We start from the raw sequence: 13229 nt of genomic DNA on the forward strand, positions 1-13229 counted from the left end.
CCCGGTGCAGCTTCCCGAGCCGCTGTTCCGCTTGGCACCAAGTCTGGAGAGTGTGGCCAACGCTGGTTGCGATGGTGCATCCAGGGCTCCAGTTCCGCAGTTCTGGCGTCTGAGAAGGGGTGGCTGTACGCGTAAGCCCAATCGCGCAGCAGCTTCTGGATGAAGCACTCTGCCTTGCCATGGGTGCGCGGCGCGCAAGGCCGTGGCCTCGGCCACCTCCGCTGGAGCCGGCACAGCAGCTTGGTGCGGCGCTTTGAGCGTCAAGCGATGCCGGCGTCGGTGACTACCGCCTGCACGCGAAAGCCCAACTGCCGGTCGTCGCGCAGTGCCGCCGGCAGGGAGTCGCACGCGCTGCTCGCGGTCTCATGCCGCAGCGGCTGGGAGGAGCCAAGCGCCCCACCTCATGGACCAGTTGTTCGCGTCCGTGTTGCGTGACCAGGACAATCTTGTCGCTGTTCATCCAAGGGGCTCCGATGAGGATGGCTTGGCGTTGGAACCTCCGTCTTCAACGGCCTCGGGTGACCAAGCACTCTGGAAGCAGCACTTAGCTCGCCCGCTCAAACTGCGCCCACTCGGCACAGGCCTCCGCCACGCTCTGGATGCGCACCCGCGTGGACAGCGCGTTCAGCGCGATCGCGTGCAGCATCTCGCTCACGGTGGTGCAGGCGTCGCCCAGCACGGTGACGGCGGCGTAGTCATCGGCGCGGCGCGAGAGCGCCGTGTGCGTCACGCAGTTCTGGCTCATCATTCCGCACAACACCAGCTCGCGGCAGCCCAGGCGGCTCAGCGTGTCGTGCAGGGTGGTGCGCTCGAAGCTGTCGGCGAAGTGCTTCACCACGACCGGCGCCTCGGGGGCGGCGGCCCGGATCTGCGGATGGATCTCGACGCCCGCGGTACCCGCGTTGAAGAAGGGGGCGATGCCCCGGCTGGCATCCGCCACATGCTGCACCAGCACCACCGGAACGTGGGCGCGCTGCGCGGCCGCAATGGCCTGCAGGGTGGCCTGCAGCGCGGCCTCGGTCTGGGCCAGCGCGAAAGCGCCGCCGGGGAAGTAGTCGTTCTGCACGTCGATGACGATCAGGGCGGAAGCGTTCATGGGGCAGCAGAAGAAGCAGTGGGAATGGCGCGATTCTTCGGGCCGACCCGCTTACTCACCACTGGCCTGAATCACCACATTCCTTAAGATCGGGCCAACTCGGTTCCGGCTGCGCTCATGGCCTCTTCCGCACCCCCGGTCGCCCGCCCAAGTTCTCGCGCAGCCCGCGGCCCGGCACGGCCGCCGGCGCCGCGCCCGGTGGGGGTGGCGGTGGTGGCCTTCGAGGGCATCAGCAGCTTTCATCTGGCGGTTCCGGGCGTGGTGTTCGGTGAGTCCCTGAAGCCGCCCAACCCGTTCACGCTGCGCATCTGCGCGGCCGAGCCGCAGCCTCTGCGCACCAGTGCCGGCTACCAGATCTCGGGCCTGGCCTCGCTGCGCGCGCTGCAGCAGGCGCAGATCGTGGTGGTGCCGAGCTGGCGCAATGTGGCGGAGCGCCCGCCGCAGGCGCTGCTGCAGGCCCTGCGGGCGGCGCACGCGCGCGGCGCCCTGGTCGTGGGGCTGTGCCTGGGTGCGCATGTGCTGGCCGAGGCCGGCCTGCTCCACGGCCGCCGCGCCACCACCCACTGGGAGTACGCACGCGAGATGGCGGCCCGCTTTCCGCAGGTTCAGGTGCAGCCCGATGTGCTGTACGTCGAAGACGGAGGCGTGATGACCTCGGCCGGCACGGCCGCCGGGCTGGACGCCTGCCTGCAGATCGTGCGCGAGCGCCTGGGCGCAGAGCGCGCCAACCAGGCCGCGCGGCGCCTGGTGATCCCGCCGCATCGCGAGGGCGGGCAGGCGCAGTTCATCGAGCAGCCGCTGCCGCTCACAGCGGGCGGCAGCCGGCTCGCGCGCCTGGTGGAGCGGGTGCGCGAGCGCCTGCACGAGCCGCATGACCTCGACGGCCTGGCCGCTGAGGCCCGCATGAGCCGGCGCAGCTTCACGCGGCAGTTCAAGGCACTCACCGGCACCTCGGTGCTGCAGTGGCTGCTGAGCGAACGCCTGCAGCGGGCGCAGCAGCTGCTGGAGCAGACCGATCAATCCATCGAGCGCGTGGCCGAACTGGCGGGCTTCGGTTCGGCGGAGGCGCTGCGCCACCATTTCCGCGCCGCCTTTGACCGGACGCCGACGCAGTGGCGGCGGCAGTTCCGGGGCTAGGGCCTGTTCACACTACGCGAAGCCACCGCGTTGCCATCCAGAAGAGGCGCCAACGAGGCGCGAAATGAAGCCGGGGTAGCCCCCCGGCGAGGCTTCGCAACGAAGTGGGCGCCTCTGTCTGGTGGCAACCCGAAGGGAATGGGGCTCCGCGTAGTGTGAACAGGCCCTAGAACTCGCGCAGCAGCGTGCCGTCGTCCTGCGTCCACTCCCAGGCAAACACGCCACCCAGGCCCTGTTCGCGCGCCCACTGCGCCTTGGCGCGCACGGCGGCCGGGCTCTCGTAGCTGAGCCAGATGCCGCGGCGCGGGTGCCAGGCCCAGTCGGCAGCGCGTGCGGCGTCGTGGCCGCGCTGCCAGCCGGGCTGCAGCAGCAGGGGCTTCAGTTCGCGCCAGCCCAGCGCGCCGTCGGCATTCAGGCCGGGACCGCTGGCCGCCGTACCGGGCCGCGGGCTGCGCACGCCCTGCCAGGCGCGGGCGTAGAAGGCGGCGCCGGCTACCAGCTTGCGCGCCGGCACGCCGGCGGCGCGCAGGGTCTGCACGCTTTCCTCCAGGCTGTCGTCCCGGCCAGCCCCCAGCAACGCCGCGTGGTGGCCGGTGTGCGGGTTCCAGGCGCCGTGGTAGTCGTAGCTCATCATGAAGACGTGGTCGAGCAGGGGCACGATAGTGGGCCAGTGCAGGCGCTGCAGCACCGGGCGCGTCACGTTCACCGCCACCGAAAGCCCGTAGCGCCGGCCCTGTTCGCGGCCCAGCTCGTCCAGCGCGGTGCGCAGCTCGCGCAGCAGGGCCAGGTAGTGGGCGCCATCCTGCGGCCCGCCCAGCGGCACACCATTGGCAGCGCCGTTGCCGCCCGGGTGCTCCCAGTCGAGGTCGATGCCATCGGTGGCGTCGTGGGCCAGCAGGTAGCGCTTGACCTCGGCGATGAAGGCGGCACGCGTGGCGGCGCTGGCGGCCATGGGGAAGAAGCCGTCCGAGCCGCCCCAGCCGCCCACCGAGGCCCAGACCCGCAGCCCCGGCTCGCGCTGCTTGCGCTGGCGCAGTGCGTGGTTGAAGGCGGCCTCCACGGCGCCATCGCTCAGGCCATGCGCCGGCTTGCCCGCGCAGGCGGCGCGGTCCTTGGGTAGTTCATGCGGGCCGCACAGGCGCAGGAAGGCCAGCAGCAGGGTGTTGACGCGCCCCTCGGGCAGGCGCTCCAGGGCCTGCAGGCCTTCCCAGCTGGCCAGGTAAACGCCGCGCACCGGCTCGGCGGCACGGGCAGGCGGCAGGCTCAGAAGACTCAGCGCCAGGGCGCACAGGCTCAGGATTCGCATGGAATTGGTCTGCTGGTTTTAAGCAACACGCAAACGATACCACTTGCGTACCAAAATACCAGCACCGTCCAGCCCCATGGGCACCCAGCCTCTCACTCCTCTATGAGAAAGCGTAAATTCATGGGGCGCCGGCGGGCGCTGATCCGGGTAATCCCCTGATGGAAAGTGGTAGCTAAGTGGATTGCTCGATGGTTATAGTGGACTGCACACGGTCTCAAACAGGCATGCCAGATGCACACCGGATGAGACCAGCGCCCGACCCCCACCCCCGCCGATCCGGAGACATCCCATGAGCCCCCGCCTGACCCCCGCCGCCCTGGCCGTTGGCCTGCTGATCAGCCACAGCGCCCTGCTGGCCCAGAGCACGACCGATAAGAAAGCCGAACAGCTGGACACGGTGGTCGTCACCGGCATCCGCGCCTCGCTGCAGACCGCCGTCAATGTGAAGCGCAACGCCAGCGCGGTGGTGGACGCCGTTTCGGCCGAGGACGTGGGCAAGCTGCCCGACAACGACGTCGGCCAGGCCCTGGGCCGCATCCCCGGCATCTCGGTGGGCAAGGATTTCGGTCAGGGCGCCTCGGTCTCCATCCGCGGCACCGACCCGCAGATGACCTACACCACCCTGAACGGCCAGACCGTGGCCTCGACCGGCTGGTATGACCAGAAGGACATCGACCGCAGCTTCAACTACTCGCTGCTGCCGCCCGAGCTGATCGGCGGCATGGAGGTCTACAAGAGCTCGCAGGCCGACCTGACCGAAGGCGGCATCGGCGGCACCGTGATCGTCAAGACCCGCAAGCCGCTCGACCTGCCGGCCGGCACCGGCTTCGCCAGCGTGCGCCTGGGCAAGGGCAGCATCAGCGACGACCTGAACAAGGAAGTCTCGGGTCTGTTCAGCTGGCGCAACCCGGCCAAGAGCTTCGGCGTGATGGTGGCCGCCGCCATGGAAGACGGCAGCTACATCCGCCGCGGGGTGGAAGCCGACATGCGCTGGAGCGGCGATGTCGCCCCCACCACCTTCGTGCAGGAGCGCGAGCGCAAGAGCCTGAATGTCTCGCTGCAGGCGCGCCCCGCCACCGGCGTGGAACTGGGCCTGAACTACCTGCGCCTGGAGCTGGATGCCGACAACAGCAACAGCAGCCACTACATCTTCACCGGCAACGCCGCCGCCGACTGCAAGGCCACCAATGCCGCCAACGGCCTGTGCGTGCAGTTCAACCGCCCGGCCGCCAACGAGAACCTGCACAACGTCTTCCTGCAGAACTGGGTGCGCTCGGCCTCGATGAACAGCGACAGCCTGGTGCTGGACGGCTCCTTCAAGGGCAATGGCTTCAAGCTCAGCGGCGTGGCCGGCAGCACCAAGGCCGAGGGCGGCACCAACCAGACCACCAACTTCGCCTACGGCCGCTGGAACGACGGCACGGGCGTGCGCACCCTGCCGATCTTCACCGGCACCATCGACGCCACCGGCAAGCAGATCAGCATCACGCCCTCGTCCAACCAGAACATCGGCGTGGGCAACCTACCCGCCAACTCCACCCCGGAAAGCTGGGCTTCGGGCCGCGGCCCGAACGAGGACAAGGAGAACTTTGCGCAGGCTGATCTGACGATCGATCTGGGCGAAGGCTTCCTGACCGCCTTCAAGACCGGTATCCGCGCCACCCAGCACACCTTCACCAAGAGCGGCTACCGCGGCGTGCATGCCGCCACCGCCGTGCCGGCCAGCAGCGCCAGCCTGTACGACGGCAGCCTGGAGCTGGTGGGCGGCTGGAGCGTGCCCAAGCCCAATATCGGCGCCGCCCTGGCCGCCGCCAGCGCCAACATCACCCGCTGGGTCGAAGACCGCTCGGCCTACGGGCAGCTGAAGGAAGACAACCAGGCCCTGTACGGCATGTTCGACTTCGAGGCCGACAAGTGGAAGGGCAACTTCGGCCTGCGCTACATCCGCACCGAAGCCACCGCCACCAGCTACGCCTTCGACGGCACGCCGCTGGCCGCGGGCGACGTCGGCCAGAACAACGGCTGGGGCCGCAGCAAGACCTCGCGCAAGAGCAGCTACAACGACTGGCTGCCCAGCCTGAACGCCGGCTACGAGCTCAGCAGCGACACCATCCTGCGCGTCGCCGCCGCCAAGGCCATCACGCGTCCGAACTTCACCAACATGTTCAATTCGACGGTGGTGGGCTTTGACGACACCAACGCCAGCAACGACGCCTTCAACTACGGCAGCCCGGCGCTCAAGCCACAGTCCTCCAACCAGTTCGACATCGGCCTGGAGTACTACTACGGCAAGGGCAATCTGGTCTCGGCCAACTTCTTCTACAAGAAGATCAGCAACTTCATCACCACGCAGACGCTGGTGAACCAGAAGGTCGGCGTGGTGAGCCCGGACAGCGGCAAGGACAGCTGGACCATCAACCAGTTCGTCAACGCCGGCGGCGGCAAGATCTCGGGCATCGAGCTGCAGCTGAACCACGCGTTCGCGGGCGGCTTCGGCGTGGCGGCGAACTACACCTACTCCGACGCCAGCGCCCCGGCCACCAGCTACCAGGACCAGCTGAACGTCTTCACGCTCTCGTCCAAGCACAACATGAACCTGGTGGGCTATTACGAGACCAAGGACTACTCGGCGCGCCTGGCCTACAACTACCGCTCTAAGTACATGGTGCGTGAGAGCGGTTGGTACGGCAACCGCATGCACGACGCCACCGGCAGCCTGGACTTGAGCCTGGGCTGGAACCTCACCGACACCTTGCGCCTCTCGTTCGACGCCGTGAACCTCTTGAAGAAGGACGACGTGCAGTACGGGGCCGCCGGTGCCAACACCACGCTGCGCCCCTCGCTCAAGGCCGGCTTCCCGACCTGGTACTTCGAGGGCGAAACCACCTACCGCGTGGGCCTGAGCGCGAAGTTCTGATCGAAGCCAACGCCCACCCGGGCTTTCGATCGCCAGCCAGCCGGCGCCAGCCGGCTGGCTTTTTTCTTGACTTGTGGTCAGTGGTCGCTTCGTGAGAGCCCGCAGGGGCTTCACCCCTGCACCCGAGTTCCTTTTCTTTGCTTCGCCAAAGAAAAGGAACCAAAAGAAAGGCGACCCCGATGCCTGCGCCCCAGCCTGCGGCTGGGGTGCCCTGCGGTGCGCGAAAAGCGGGCCCAGGCGCAAAACTCACTGCGTTCGCGGAGCTCACTCCGTTCAGACAGTTGCGCCAAGTCAGAGCACGAAGCGCGCTCACGCGCGCGGGCCCGCTCTTCTGTGCTCCTCGGCTTGGCATAGGGGAGGCTCCGAACAGCCAACAGCCGAACAGCCCGAACTTCAACCATCGCTCCGTTTCCCGGCTGTTGGCTGTTCGGCTGCTGCCCCTATGCGCGGCCGAGCAGCACAGCTTGTCTGGGCCGCGCGCGCCAGCGCGCGTTCCCATCAAACTCGGCCCAACTGTCTGAGCGGAGTGAGCGAAGCGAACGCAGTGAGTTTTGGGCCGGCCCAGGCAAGTGAGCAGCGCAGGGAACCCCGGCCACAGGCCGGGGCTGCGCATCGGGGCTTGACCTTTTGGTTCCTTTTGGGTCAAGCCAAAAGGAACTCGCCTGCCGGGGCGAGACCCGGCGGGGTCCTACTCACTACCCAAAATCCAGCATGTGCCACCTCAGTGAGGTGATTCGGGCTGCGAGCATGCCGCCTCCTACTCATAGAAGGCCAACTATCGCCACAGCGGCGAAAACACTATGCGTGACAAAGACGGACTCCTTCTCGCAGCCGTAAAAGTTGGAGACTTCGAGGCGGCACAGGCCGCCATCGCCGGTGGCGCATCAAAGGACGCTGCGACCCCCTTCGGCTTTACCGCCCTTCACATTGCTGCCACCGCTGGCCATTTGCCAATCGTCCGACTACTCGTCGACAACGGGGCTGACATCGACTGCCGCGACTCGCATGGCCTTTCGCCGCTACACCAGGCCATTGGCTGGCCAGAGGTCATGCAGGCGTTGCTTGACTCCGGAGCGGATGTGGACGGTGTCACGGCGCAGGGCGTCACTCCTCTGATGTGCGCATCTGCCTTTGGCGAGTTGGCGTCGGCTCGACTGCTCCTCGTCATGGGTGCCAAGGTAGACCTGCGTGACGACCGCGATTCAACTGCTGCGGACATCGCCCGTGAGAAAGGTGCAGATGAGATCGCAGTCCTTCTGGACAGCATCACGAGCCAATCAACCGACTCCGAGAGTCCGGTTTGATGCCCATACCGCGCCGCCACGGACGCGCCACGGTTTAAACGTCAATCTCATTTCGTCAGCGAGCAGGCTGTGCAACTCAATCCTTGGATCGCAAGCTGAGCAACCTGTCCCCCTCTTGCGCATTCAACACCAGGCCTCAAAAGTCGTAGAACGTATTCACCGTCAACCGCCCCCTGCGCGGATCACTGCTGATGCTGAGCGAGGGGTGAATGCACGCCGTGTGCAGCAGGCTGCCCGGGTAGACCACCAGCCGGTTGAAGCGCGCCGGGATCATGCCGAGGAACTCGAACTGCTCGTTGCCTTCTGCGAAGTAGCGCAACGGCGGCGGCTGGCGGTTGATTTCTTCGAAGTAGCGGTCCAGAAAGGGCTCGCGGTTCTCGGCCGTGAGGCGCTGGATGCCGGTGGCGCGGTGGCGGTAGAAGCCGGTGCCGCCGTGGCGCTCGTCGCACAGATAGAGCAGCACCGCCATGTGGTGCGGCGTGCTGGCGTCGAAGTGCGGGGTGCGCTGCAGCGGGCCGAGTTGCGCGGCCGGCGTGGTGGTGAGCGAGAAGCTGTCGACGCTGGAGCGGATCGGCAGGTCTTCAGGCACGCCGAAGTTGATCTGGATGAGCGGCTCGGCCAGTTCGCGCAGGGCCTCGGCGTAGGCGGCCGGTGCGGGCGCGCGGATGCCGGGGTAGCCCTTGCCCTCGGCCGCGCCCGGGCAGGGTTCGTAGCTGGCGGCGCAGGCGGCCTCCACCAGGGCCTGCGGGTCCTGCAGGAAGTTGTCGATGAAGACCAGTTGGTGCGCGCCGATCTGCACGGACTGGACATCAGGTGGCAGGCGCAACGTGTACTCGGACATCTCAAACCTTGAAGTAGATGCGGCGCTGATCCAGCCCGCGCACGATCAGCGCCCAGACAGCCACGAAGGCGAGCGCAAAGCTTAGCGACGCGGCCTCGGGCCCGGCGGCGCGCTGCAGCCAGCCGAAGCCCGCGGCGTAGAGCGGTTGCATCGCGCCCATGCCCTCCAGCAGCACGGTGCTGACCCAGGCGCCGGCATAGGCGGCGATGGCGTTGACGCCGAAAGCGCGGCCCAGCGGCGGCCAGCCCTGCCGGTCCACCCCCTGGTGCAGCGCGGCCAGCGTGAGCGCGGCCAGGCCGGCGGTAAAGAGCACGAAGCTGGGCGTCCAGAGGTTCTTGTTGATGGGCATCAGGCCGCCGGCGTCCAGCGCCCAGCCGGCCAGCGCCAGGCCGGCGCCCAGCGCCAGCAGCGTGCGCAGGGCGCCCTGGCGCAAGGCCTCGCCGCAGCGCCAGCCCAGCAGGGTGGTGGCCAGCGCGCCCAAGCTGGCCAGCAGGCCCTCGGGGTCGTGGCCGCGGCCGCTGGCGGCGTCCCATTGGTAGGCGTGCGGGCCGAACAACCAGGCGTCCAGGCGGCTGGCGGGGTTGTGCTCGGGGGTGAGGCCGCCCCCGAGCAGCAGCGCGCCATAGCCCAGCAGCAGGGCGGCGATCCAGGCCCATTGGCCGCGTGCGCGCCAGCCGATGACGAGGCTGCCGGCCAGCGCAAAGCACAGGCCGATGCGCTGCAGCACGCCGGGCAGGCGCAGCGCGGGCTTGTCCATCAGCCACCAGGCCAGCGCGTGCAGGGCCAGGCCCAGCAGCAGGATGCGCAGGCCGCGCAGCCACACGGTGCGCAGCAGCCCGGCGGTCTGGCCGCGCTCGATGCGCGCGCCCAGTGCCAGCGCGAGCGAGACGCCGACGATGAAGAGGAAGAAGGGAAAAACGAAATCGGTCGGCGTCCAGCCGTGCCAGGCCGCGTGCAGCAGCGGCGCGTAGACATGGCCCCAGTCGCCCGGGTTGTTGACCAGCAGCATGGCGGCCACGCACAGGCCGCGCAGCGCGTCCACCGAGGCCAGGCGAGAGGAAACAGCGTTCATGCCCGAAAGATACCAATCAAATACCTGCAGACGAACAGCGTCTTTGGTATTCGAGTGGAATTAATGATCGACCGGGCGCCCTTCGTCTACGCTGCGCCCCCATGCGCCTGAACCTCTTGCTCGCCCTGCTGCTGCTGGCCCTGCTGCAGGCCTGCGCCACGCGCACGCCGGCCCCGGCCGAGCGCGACGGCCCCGAACTGCAGCCGCCGCCCGACCTGCAGCGGGTGCCCGACGCCGTGCCGCGCATCGAGCCCATCCGCCCTGGCGGGGCGAACAAGCCCTACGAGATCGACGGCGTGCGCTATGTGCCGCTGTTGGAAGACCTGCCCTATGAAGAGGGTGGCCTGGCCAGCTGGTACGGGCGCAAGTTCCATGGCCGCCAGACGGCCAGCGGCGAGACCTACAACATGTATGCGATGACGGCCGCCCACCCGCGCTGGCCGCTGCCCAGCTATGCCCGGGTGCGCAACCCGGCCAATGGACGCGAGGTGATCGTGCGCGTGAACGACCGCGGGCCCTTCGCCAAGGGCCGGGTGATCGACCTCAGCTACAGCGCCGCGCTGAAGCTGGACCTGCTGCGCGGCGTGGCGCCGGTGCAGATCCAGCGCCTGAGCTTCGAGGACATCCGCACCGGACGCTGGCGCCGCGAGCCCGAGCCCGGCGAGCCGCCCACCCAGGTGGCGCAGGCGAGCGAGGCCCCGGCCGAGCCCGTGCCCGAAGCCGCCGCGCAGGTGCGCGCCGCCAGCCCCGGGCTGTGGCTGCAAATCGGCGCCTTTCGCGCACTGGAGGGCGCGGTGGCGCTGAAGCAGCGCGTGGCCGGCAACCTGGCCGAGCTTGAACCCCTGCTCACCACGCTGCGCGACCGCGGCCTGCACCGCGTGCAGCTTGGCCCCTTTGACAGCCTGGAGCGCGCCCAGGAGGCCGCGCAACGCCTGCGCAGCCTGCTGGCGCTGCAACCCCTGCTGGTGCAGCGATGAAGGCCCTGCAGGCTGAGCTTCTGACCCCGCTACAGGTGCGGCCGGGCGCCGGCGCACCGCAGCCCTGGTGCGCCGCCAGTGCCCTGGTGTTGCTGGGCGAGCGCCTGTACTCGGTGGCCGACGACGAGCTCGGCCTGGCCGCCTTCGAGCTGGCCGCCCCCGCCCGCCCCGGGCGCTGCTGGCCGCTGGTGGCGGCGCCGCCGCTGCCCGAGCAGGCGGCGCCCCGCAAGGCGCGCAAGCCCGATCTGGAGGCGCTGTGCAGCCTGCCCGCCGCCGCGGCCTGGCCGCACGGCGCACTGCTGGCCCTGGGCTCGGGCTCCACGCCCCAGCGCTGCAGCTGGGCCCTGCAGCCCCTGGATGCCGCCGGCCTGCCCGCCGGCACCGCCCGGCCTTTCGACGCCAGCGCGCTCTATGCCGCGCTGCGCCCGGCGCACCCGCTGCTGAACATCGAGGGCGCCTGCGTGGCCGGAGAGCGCTTCTGGCTGGCCCAGCGCGGCCAGCCCGGTGGCCAGCCCAACCGCCTGCTGGGCTGGCCGCTGGCGGCGCTGCTGGATTGGCTGGCCGGGCGCTCGGCCCCCAGCCTGCCGATGCAGGCCCTGGATTGCCCGCTGGGCGCACTCGATGGCGTGCCGCTCGGCCTGACGGATCTGTGCGCCCTGGCCGATGGGCGCCTGCTGTTCAGCGCCGCCGCCGAGGACAGCGACAACCCGGTGGCCGATGGCACCGTCAGCGGTTCGGTGCTGGGCTGCCTGGACCCGGCCGGCGGCCTGCAGCTGCTGGGCCGGCTGCCGGGCACGCTCAAGGTCGAGGGCCTGGTGGCACGCCCCGCTGGCGCGGGCCTGGACGCCTGGCTGGTCACCGATGCAGACCAGCGCGGCGTGGCCGCGCAATTGCTCCACCTGCGGCTGCCGATCTAAATCCGCTTCCAGCCCGCCACCGCCGGGTGGTGGAAGCCCGACTGCTGGTAGGCGCGCAGCACCGCCCCCTGCGCCTGCAGCTGCTGCAGGCCTTTGTCCAGCGCGGCCAGCCAGGCCGCGCCTTCCGGGTGGCGGCGCGACACCAGGTAGTGGCGCGTGCCACGCAGCCCGAGCTTGAGGCCGGGGATGGGCACCAGGCGCACGCCGTCCACGTCCAGCGCCAGGTCGGGCGTGGGCTGGAAGGGTGCCAGCACCACATCGGCACGGCCGGCGGCCAGCATGCGCGGCATGGCCTCCCAGGTGTCGGCATGGGCCAGGCGCTCAATGCCCAGGCCCAGCAGCGTGGCCCAGTCGACGCGCCAGTGGCGGTTGGAGACGAAGCGCAGGCGGCGCAGCTCGTCCAGGCTCTGCACCGCCAGCACGTCGGCGCGCGCGGGCCGGGTGTAGAGGCCGGCCACGAATTCGCCATCCGCCACCATGGTGCGGCTGAACAGGAAGTCCTCGGGCGAGGGCACGTCCTCCTTCCAGTAAGTGGTGCCGCTGCACACGCCCTGGGCCTGCGCGAGCTCGCGCACCAGCCGCGCCACGCTGGGCATGGCCACGCGCTCCGGGCGTTCGGTGATGCCGCCCAGCGCCAGCGCCTGCAGCAGCAGCACCAACTCGGCCACGTCACGGCGCGCGTGCGGGCCGCCGTACTGCTGCAGCTGCAGCGGGTCGCGGCCAGCCAGGAAGCGCTCAAAGTCCTGGCGCACATCCACCGGCACCAGCACGCGCTGGGGGCCGCTGGCGGCGTTGGCGCACAGCGGCAGCAGCGCAGCGGCGGCCAGGGCGTGGCGGCGCGTCCAAAGCCGGGCGTTCATGGCGTGCCCAGCAGGTGCTGGTTGACGATGCGCGGGTAGCTGCCGTCGGCGTGCAGGGCGGCCAGCGCCTCGTTGAAGCGGTCGCGCAGCGCAGCGTCGCGAAAGCCGACGAACCAGTCCAGCGCGGCCTGGCCCGGCACGGGCAGGGTGCGCAGGGCCTCGGGGCGCGGCTGGGCGACCTGCGGCTCGCTGCGCGCCAGTTCGCGCAAATGCCAGAGCAGCAGGTCGCGGTCGATCACCAGCACCTCGCAGCGGCCCAGCAGCCACAGGCGCACCTGGTCGCGCTGGTTGCCGAACTCGTGGTACTGGGCAAAGCGGGGCCGGGCGGCGGCAAAGCCGGGGCCCAGCGCCGCCTCGGCCAGCTGCCAGGCGCACACGCGCAGGCCGGCCAGGTCGGGCCAGTCGCGCACCTCGGCCGCATGACCGGGCGGCAGCAGCAGCACATTGCGGTAGCTCAGGAAGGGCGTGGAGAAGTGCAGGCCGGCCTCGCCCTGCGGCACTTCCACCGCCACGTCCACCACGCCCTGGCGCAGCAGGCTGAGCATGCGCTTGTTGGGTGCGTGCTGGATCTCGTAGCGCCAGCCCAGGCGGCGCGCGGCCTCGGCGAACAGGTCCAGCGCAATGCCGCTGCGGCTGCGTTCGTCCACGAAGGGCGGGCGCGAAACGCCGAACACCACGCGCAGCGCGGGCGCTGGCGGGGCCGGCAGCGCCGCGGCGGGCAGGGCCAGGATCGGGAACAGGGCTCGGCGCCGCAATGCGCACTCCACCAAAAGAAGGAGGAGCCAGGATAGACCCGGCGGCT

At 69.7% G+C, this 13229-nt stretch carries 11 protein-coding genes and 1 pseudogene; 5 read left to right on the forward strand and 7 right to left on the reverse strand.

Features of this window, described 5'->3' with window-relative positions; all coding sequences use genetic code 11:
- Positions 1–47: 47 nt before the first annotated feature.
- Positions 48–392, reverse strand: a pseudogene (locus I7X39_RS23175) (transposase family protein); the annotation flags it as partial.
- 152 nt (positions 393–544) lie between these two features.
- Positions 545–1096 (reverse strand): cysteine hydrolase family protein, encoded by a 552-nt coding sequence (locus I7X39_RS07995; RefSeq protein WP_198110451.1) that lies wholly within the window; start codon positions 1094–1096, stop codon positions 545–547.
- Between the two features lie 117 nt (positions 1097–1213).
- On the opposite strand from I7X39_RS07995, the gene I7X39_RS08000 reads away from it, so the two are divergent.
- Entirely contained in the window at positions 1214–2233 is a 1020-nt protein-coding gene (locus I7X39_RS08000) for a helix-turn-helix domain-containing protein (RefSeq protein ID WP_198110452.1), read from the forward strand.
- A gap of 166 nt (positions 2234–2399) precedes the next feature.
- Here the strand turns inward: I7X39_RS08000 and I7X39_RS08005 are convergent, their stop codons facing one another.
- The gene (locus tag I7X39_RS08005; protein WP_198110453.1) at positions 2400–3539 is read right to left on the reverse strand and encodes a glycoside hydrolase family 18 protein; all 1140 of its coding nucleotides are present in this window, start codon (positions 3537–3539) and stop codon (positions 2400–2402) included.
- A 289-nt stretch (positions 3540–3828) separates the two neighbouring features.
- Here I7X39_RS08005 and I7X39_RS08010 point away from each other — a divergent pair, with 289 nt between their 5' ends.
- Both I7X39_RS08010 and I7X39_RS08015 read left to right on the forward strand, forming a co-directional pair.
- Positions 3829–6456: a TonB-dependent receptor gene (locus tag I7X39_RS08010; RefSeq protein ID WP_198110454.1), complete on the forward strand. Its 2628-nt coding sequence runs from the start codon at positions 3829–3831 to the stop codon at positions 6454–6456.
- A gap of 800 nt (positions 6457–7256) precedes the next feature.
- Positions 7257–7760, forward strand: a complete 504-nt coding sequence (locus I7X39_RS08015) for an ankyrin repeat domain-containing protein (protein ID WP_198110455.1) — start codon at positions 7257–7259, stop codon at positions 7758–7760.
- Positions 7761–7896: 136 nt separating this feature from the next.
- Here I7X39_RS08015 and I7X39_RS08020 read toward each other — a convergent pair whose 3' ends face one another.
- Both I7X39_RS08020 and I7X39_RS08025 read right to left on the reverse strand, forming a co-directional pair.
- The gene (locus tag I7X39_RS08020) at positions 7897–8601 is read right to left on the reverse strand and encodes a DUF6445 family protein (protein ID WP_198110456.1); all 705 of its coding nucleotides are present in this window, start codon (positions 8599–8601) and stop codon (positions 7897–7899) included.
- 1 nt (position 8602) lies between these two features.
- Entirely contained in the window at positions 8603–9673 is a 1071-nt protein-coding gene (locus I7X39_RS08025) for an acyltransferase family protein (RefSeq protein ID WP_198110457.1), read from the reverse strand.
- Between the two features lie 101 nt (positions 9674–9774).
- Between I7X39_RS08025 and I7X39_RS08030 the strand changes: the two genes are divergently transcribed.
- Positions 9775–10650, forward strand: coding sequence for a septal ring lytic transglycosylase RlpA family protein (locus I7X39_RS08030; RefSeq protein ID WP_198110458.1), 876 nt, complete (start codon positions 9775–9777; stop codon positions 10648–10650).
- A complete protein-coding gene (locus I7X39_RS08035) occupies positions 10647–11567 on the forward strand; it encodes a DUF6929 family protein (protein WP_198110459.1) in 921 nt (306 codons plus the stop codon). Before I7X39_RS08030 ends, I7X39_RS08035 begins: the two co-directional genes overlap by 4 nt.
- On the opposite strand, the gene I7X39_RS08040 is transcribed toward I7X39_RS08035, so the two are convergent.
- Positions 11564–12427 (reverse strand): transporter substrate-binding domain-containing protein, encoded by an 864-nt coding sequence (locus tag I7X39_RS08040; RefSeq protein ID WP_198110460.1) that lies wholly within the window; start codon positions 12425–12427, stop codon positions 11564–11566. The genes I7X39_RS08035 and I7X39_RS08040 overlap by 4 nt on opposite strands.
- On the reverse strand, positions 12424–13182 hold the full coding sequence (locus I7X39_RS08045; protein WP_198110461.1) for a substrate-binding periplasmic protein: 759 nt from the start codon (positions 13180–13182) through the stop codon (positions 12424–12426). The genes I7X39_RS08040 and I7X39_RS08045 overlap by 4 nt, the downstream gene beginning before the upstream one ends.
- Between the last annotated feature and the right edge of the window lie 47 nt (positions 13183–13229).

The sequence above is a fragment of the Inhella proteolytica genome (assembly GCF_016093275.1).
Taxonomy (GTDB): Bacteria; Pseudomonadota; Gammaproteobacteria; order Burkholderiales; family Burkholderiaceae_C; genus Inhella; species Inhella proteolytica.

Excerpts from the sequence above, each read along its gene's own strand:
- I7X39_RS08015 (WP_198110455.1), top strand. The coding sequence starts at position 7,257 with ATGCGTGACAAAGACGGACTCCTTCTCGCAGCCGTAAAAGTTGGAGAC.
- I7X39_RS08000 (WP_198110452.1), top strand. The coding sequence starts at position 1,214 with ATGGCCTCTTCCGCACCCCCGGTCGCCCGCCCAAGTTCTCGCGCAGCC.
- I7X39_RS08040 (WP_198110460.1), bottom strand. The coding sequence starts at position 12,427 with ATGAACGCCCGGCTTTGGACGCGCCGCCACGCCCTGGCCGCCGCTGCG.
- I7X39_RS08005 (WP_198110453.1), bottom strand. The coding sequence starts at position 3,539 with ATGCGAATCCTGAGCCTGTGCGCCCTGGCGCTGAGTCTTCTGAGCCTG.
- I7X39_RS08035 (WP_198110459.1), top strand. The coding sequence starts at position 10,647 with ATGAAGGCCCTGCAGGCTGAGCTTCTGACCCCGCTACAGGTGCGGCCG.
- I7X39_RS08010 (WP_198110454.1), top strand. The coding sequence starts at position 3,829 with ATGAGCCCCCGCCTGACCCCCGCCGCCCTGGCCGTTGGCCTGCTGATC.
- I7X39_RS07995 (WP_198110451.1), bottom strand. The coding sequence starts at position 1,096 with ATGAACGCTTCCGCCCTGATCGTCATCGACGTGCAGAACGACTACTTC.
- I7X39_RS08030 (WP_198110458.1), top strand. The coding sequence starts at position 9,775 with ATGCGCCTGAACCTCTTGCTCGCCCTGCTGCTGCTGGCCCTGCTGCAG.
- I7X39_RS08020 (WP_198110456.1), bottom strand. The coding sequence starts at position 8,601 with ATGTCCGAGTACACGTTGCGCCTGCCACCTGATGTCCAGTCCGTGCAG.
- I7X39_RS08025 (WP_198110457.1), bottom strand. The coding sequence starts at position 9,673 with ATGAACGCTGTTTCCTCTCGCCTGGCCTCGGTGGACGCGCTGCGCGGC.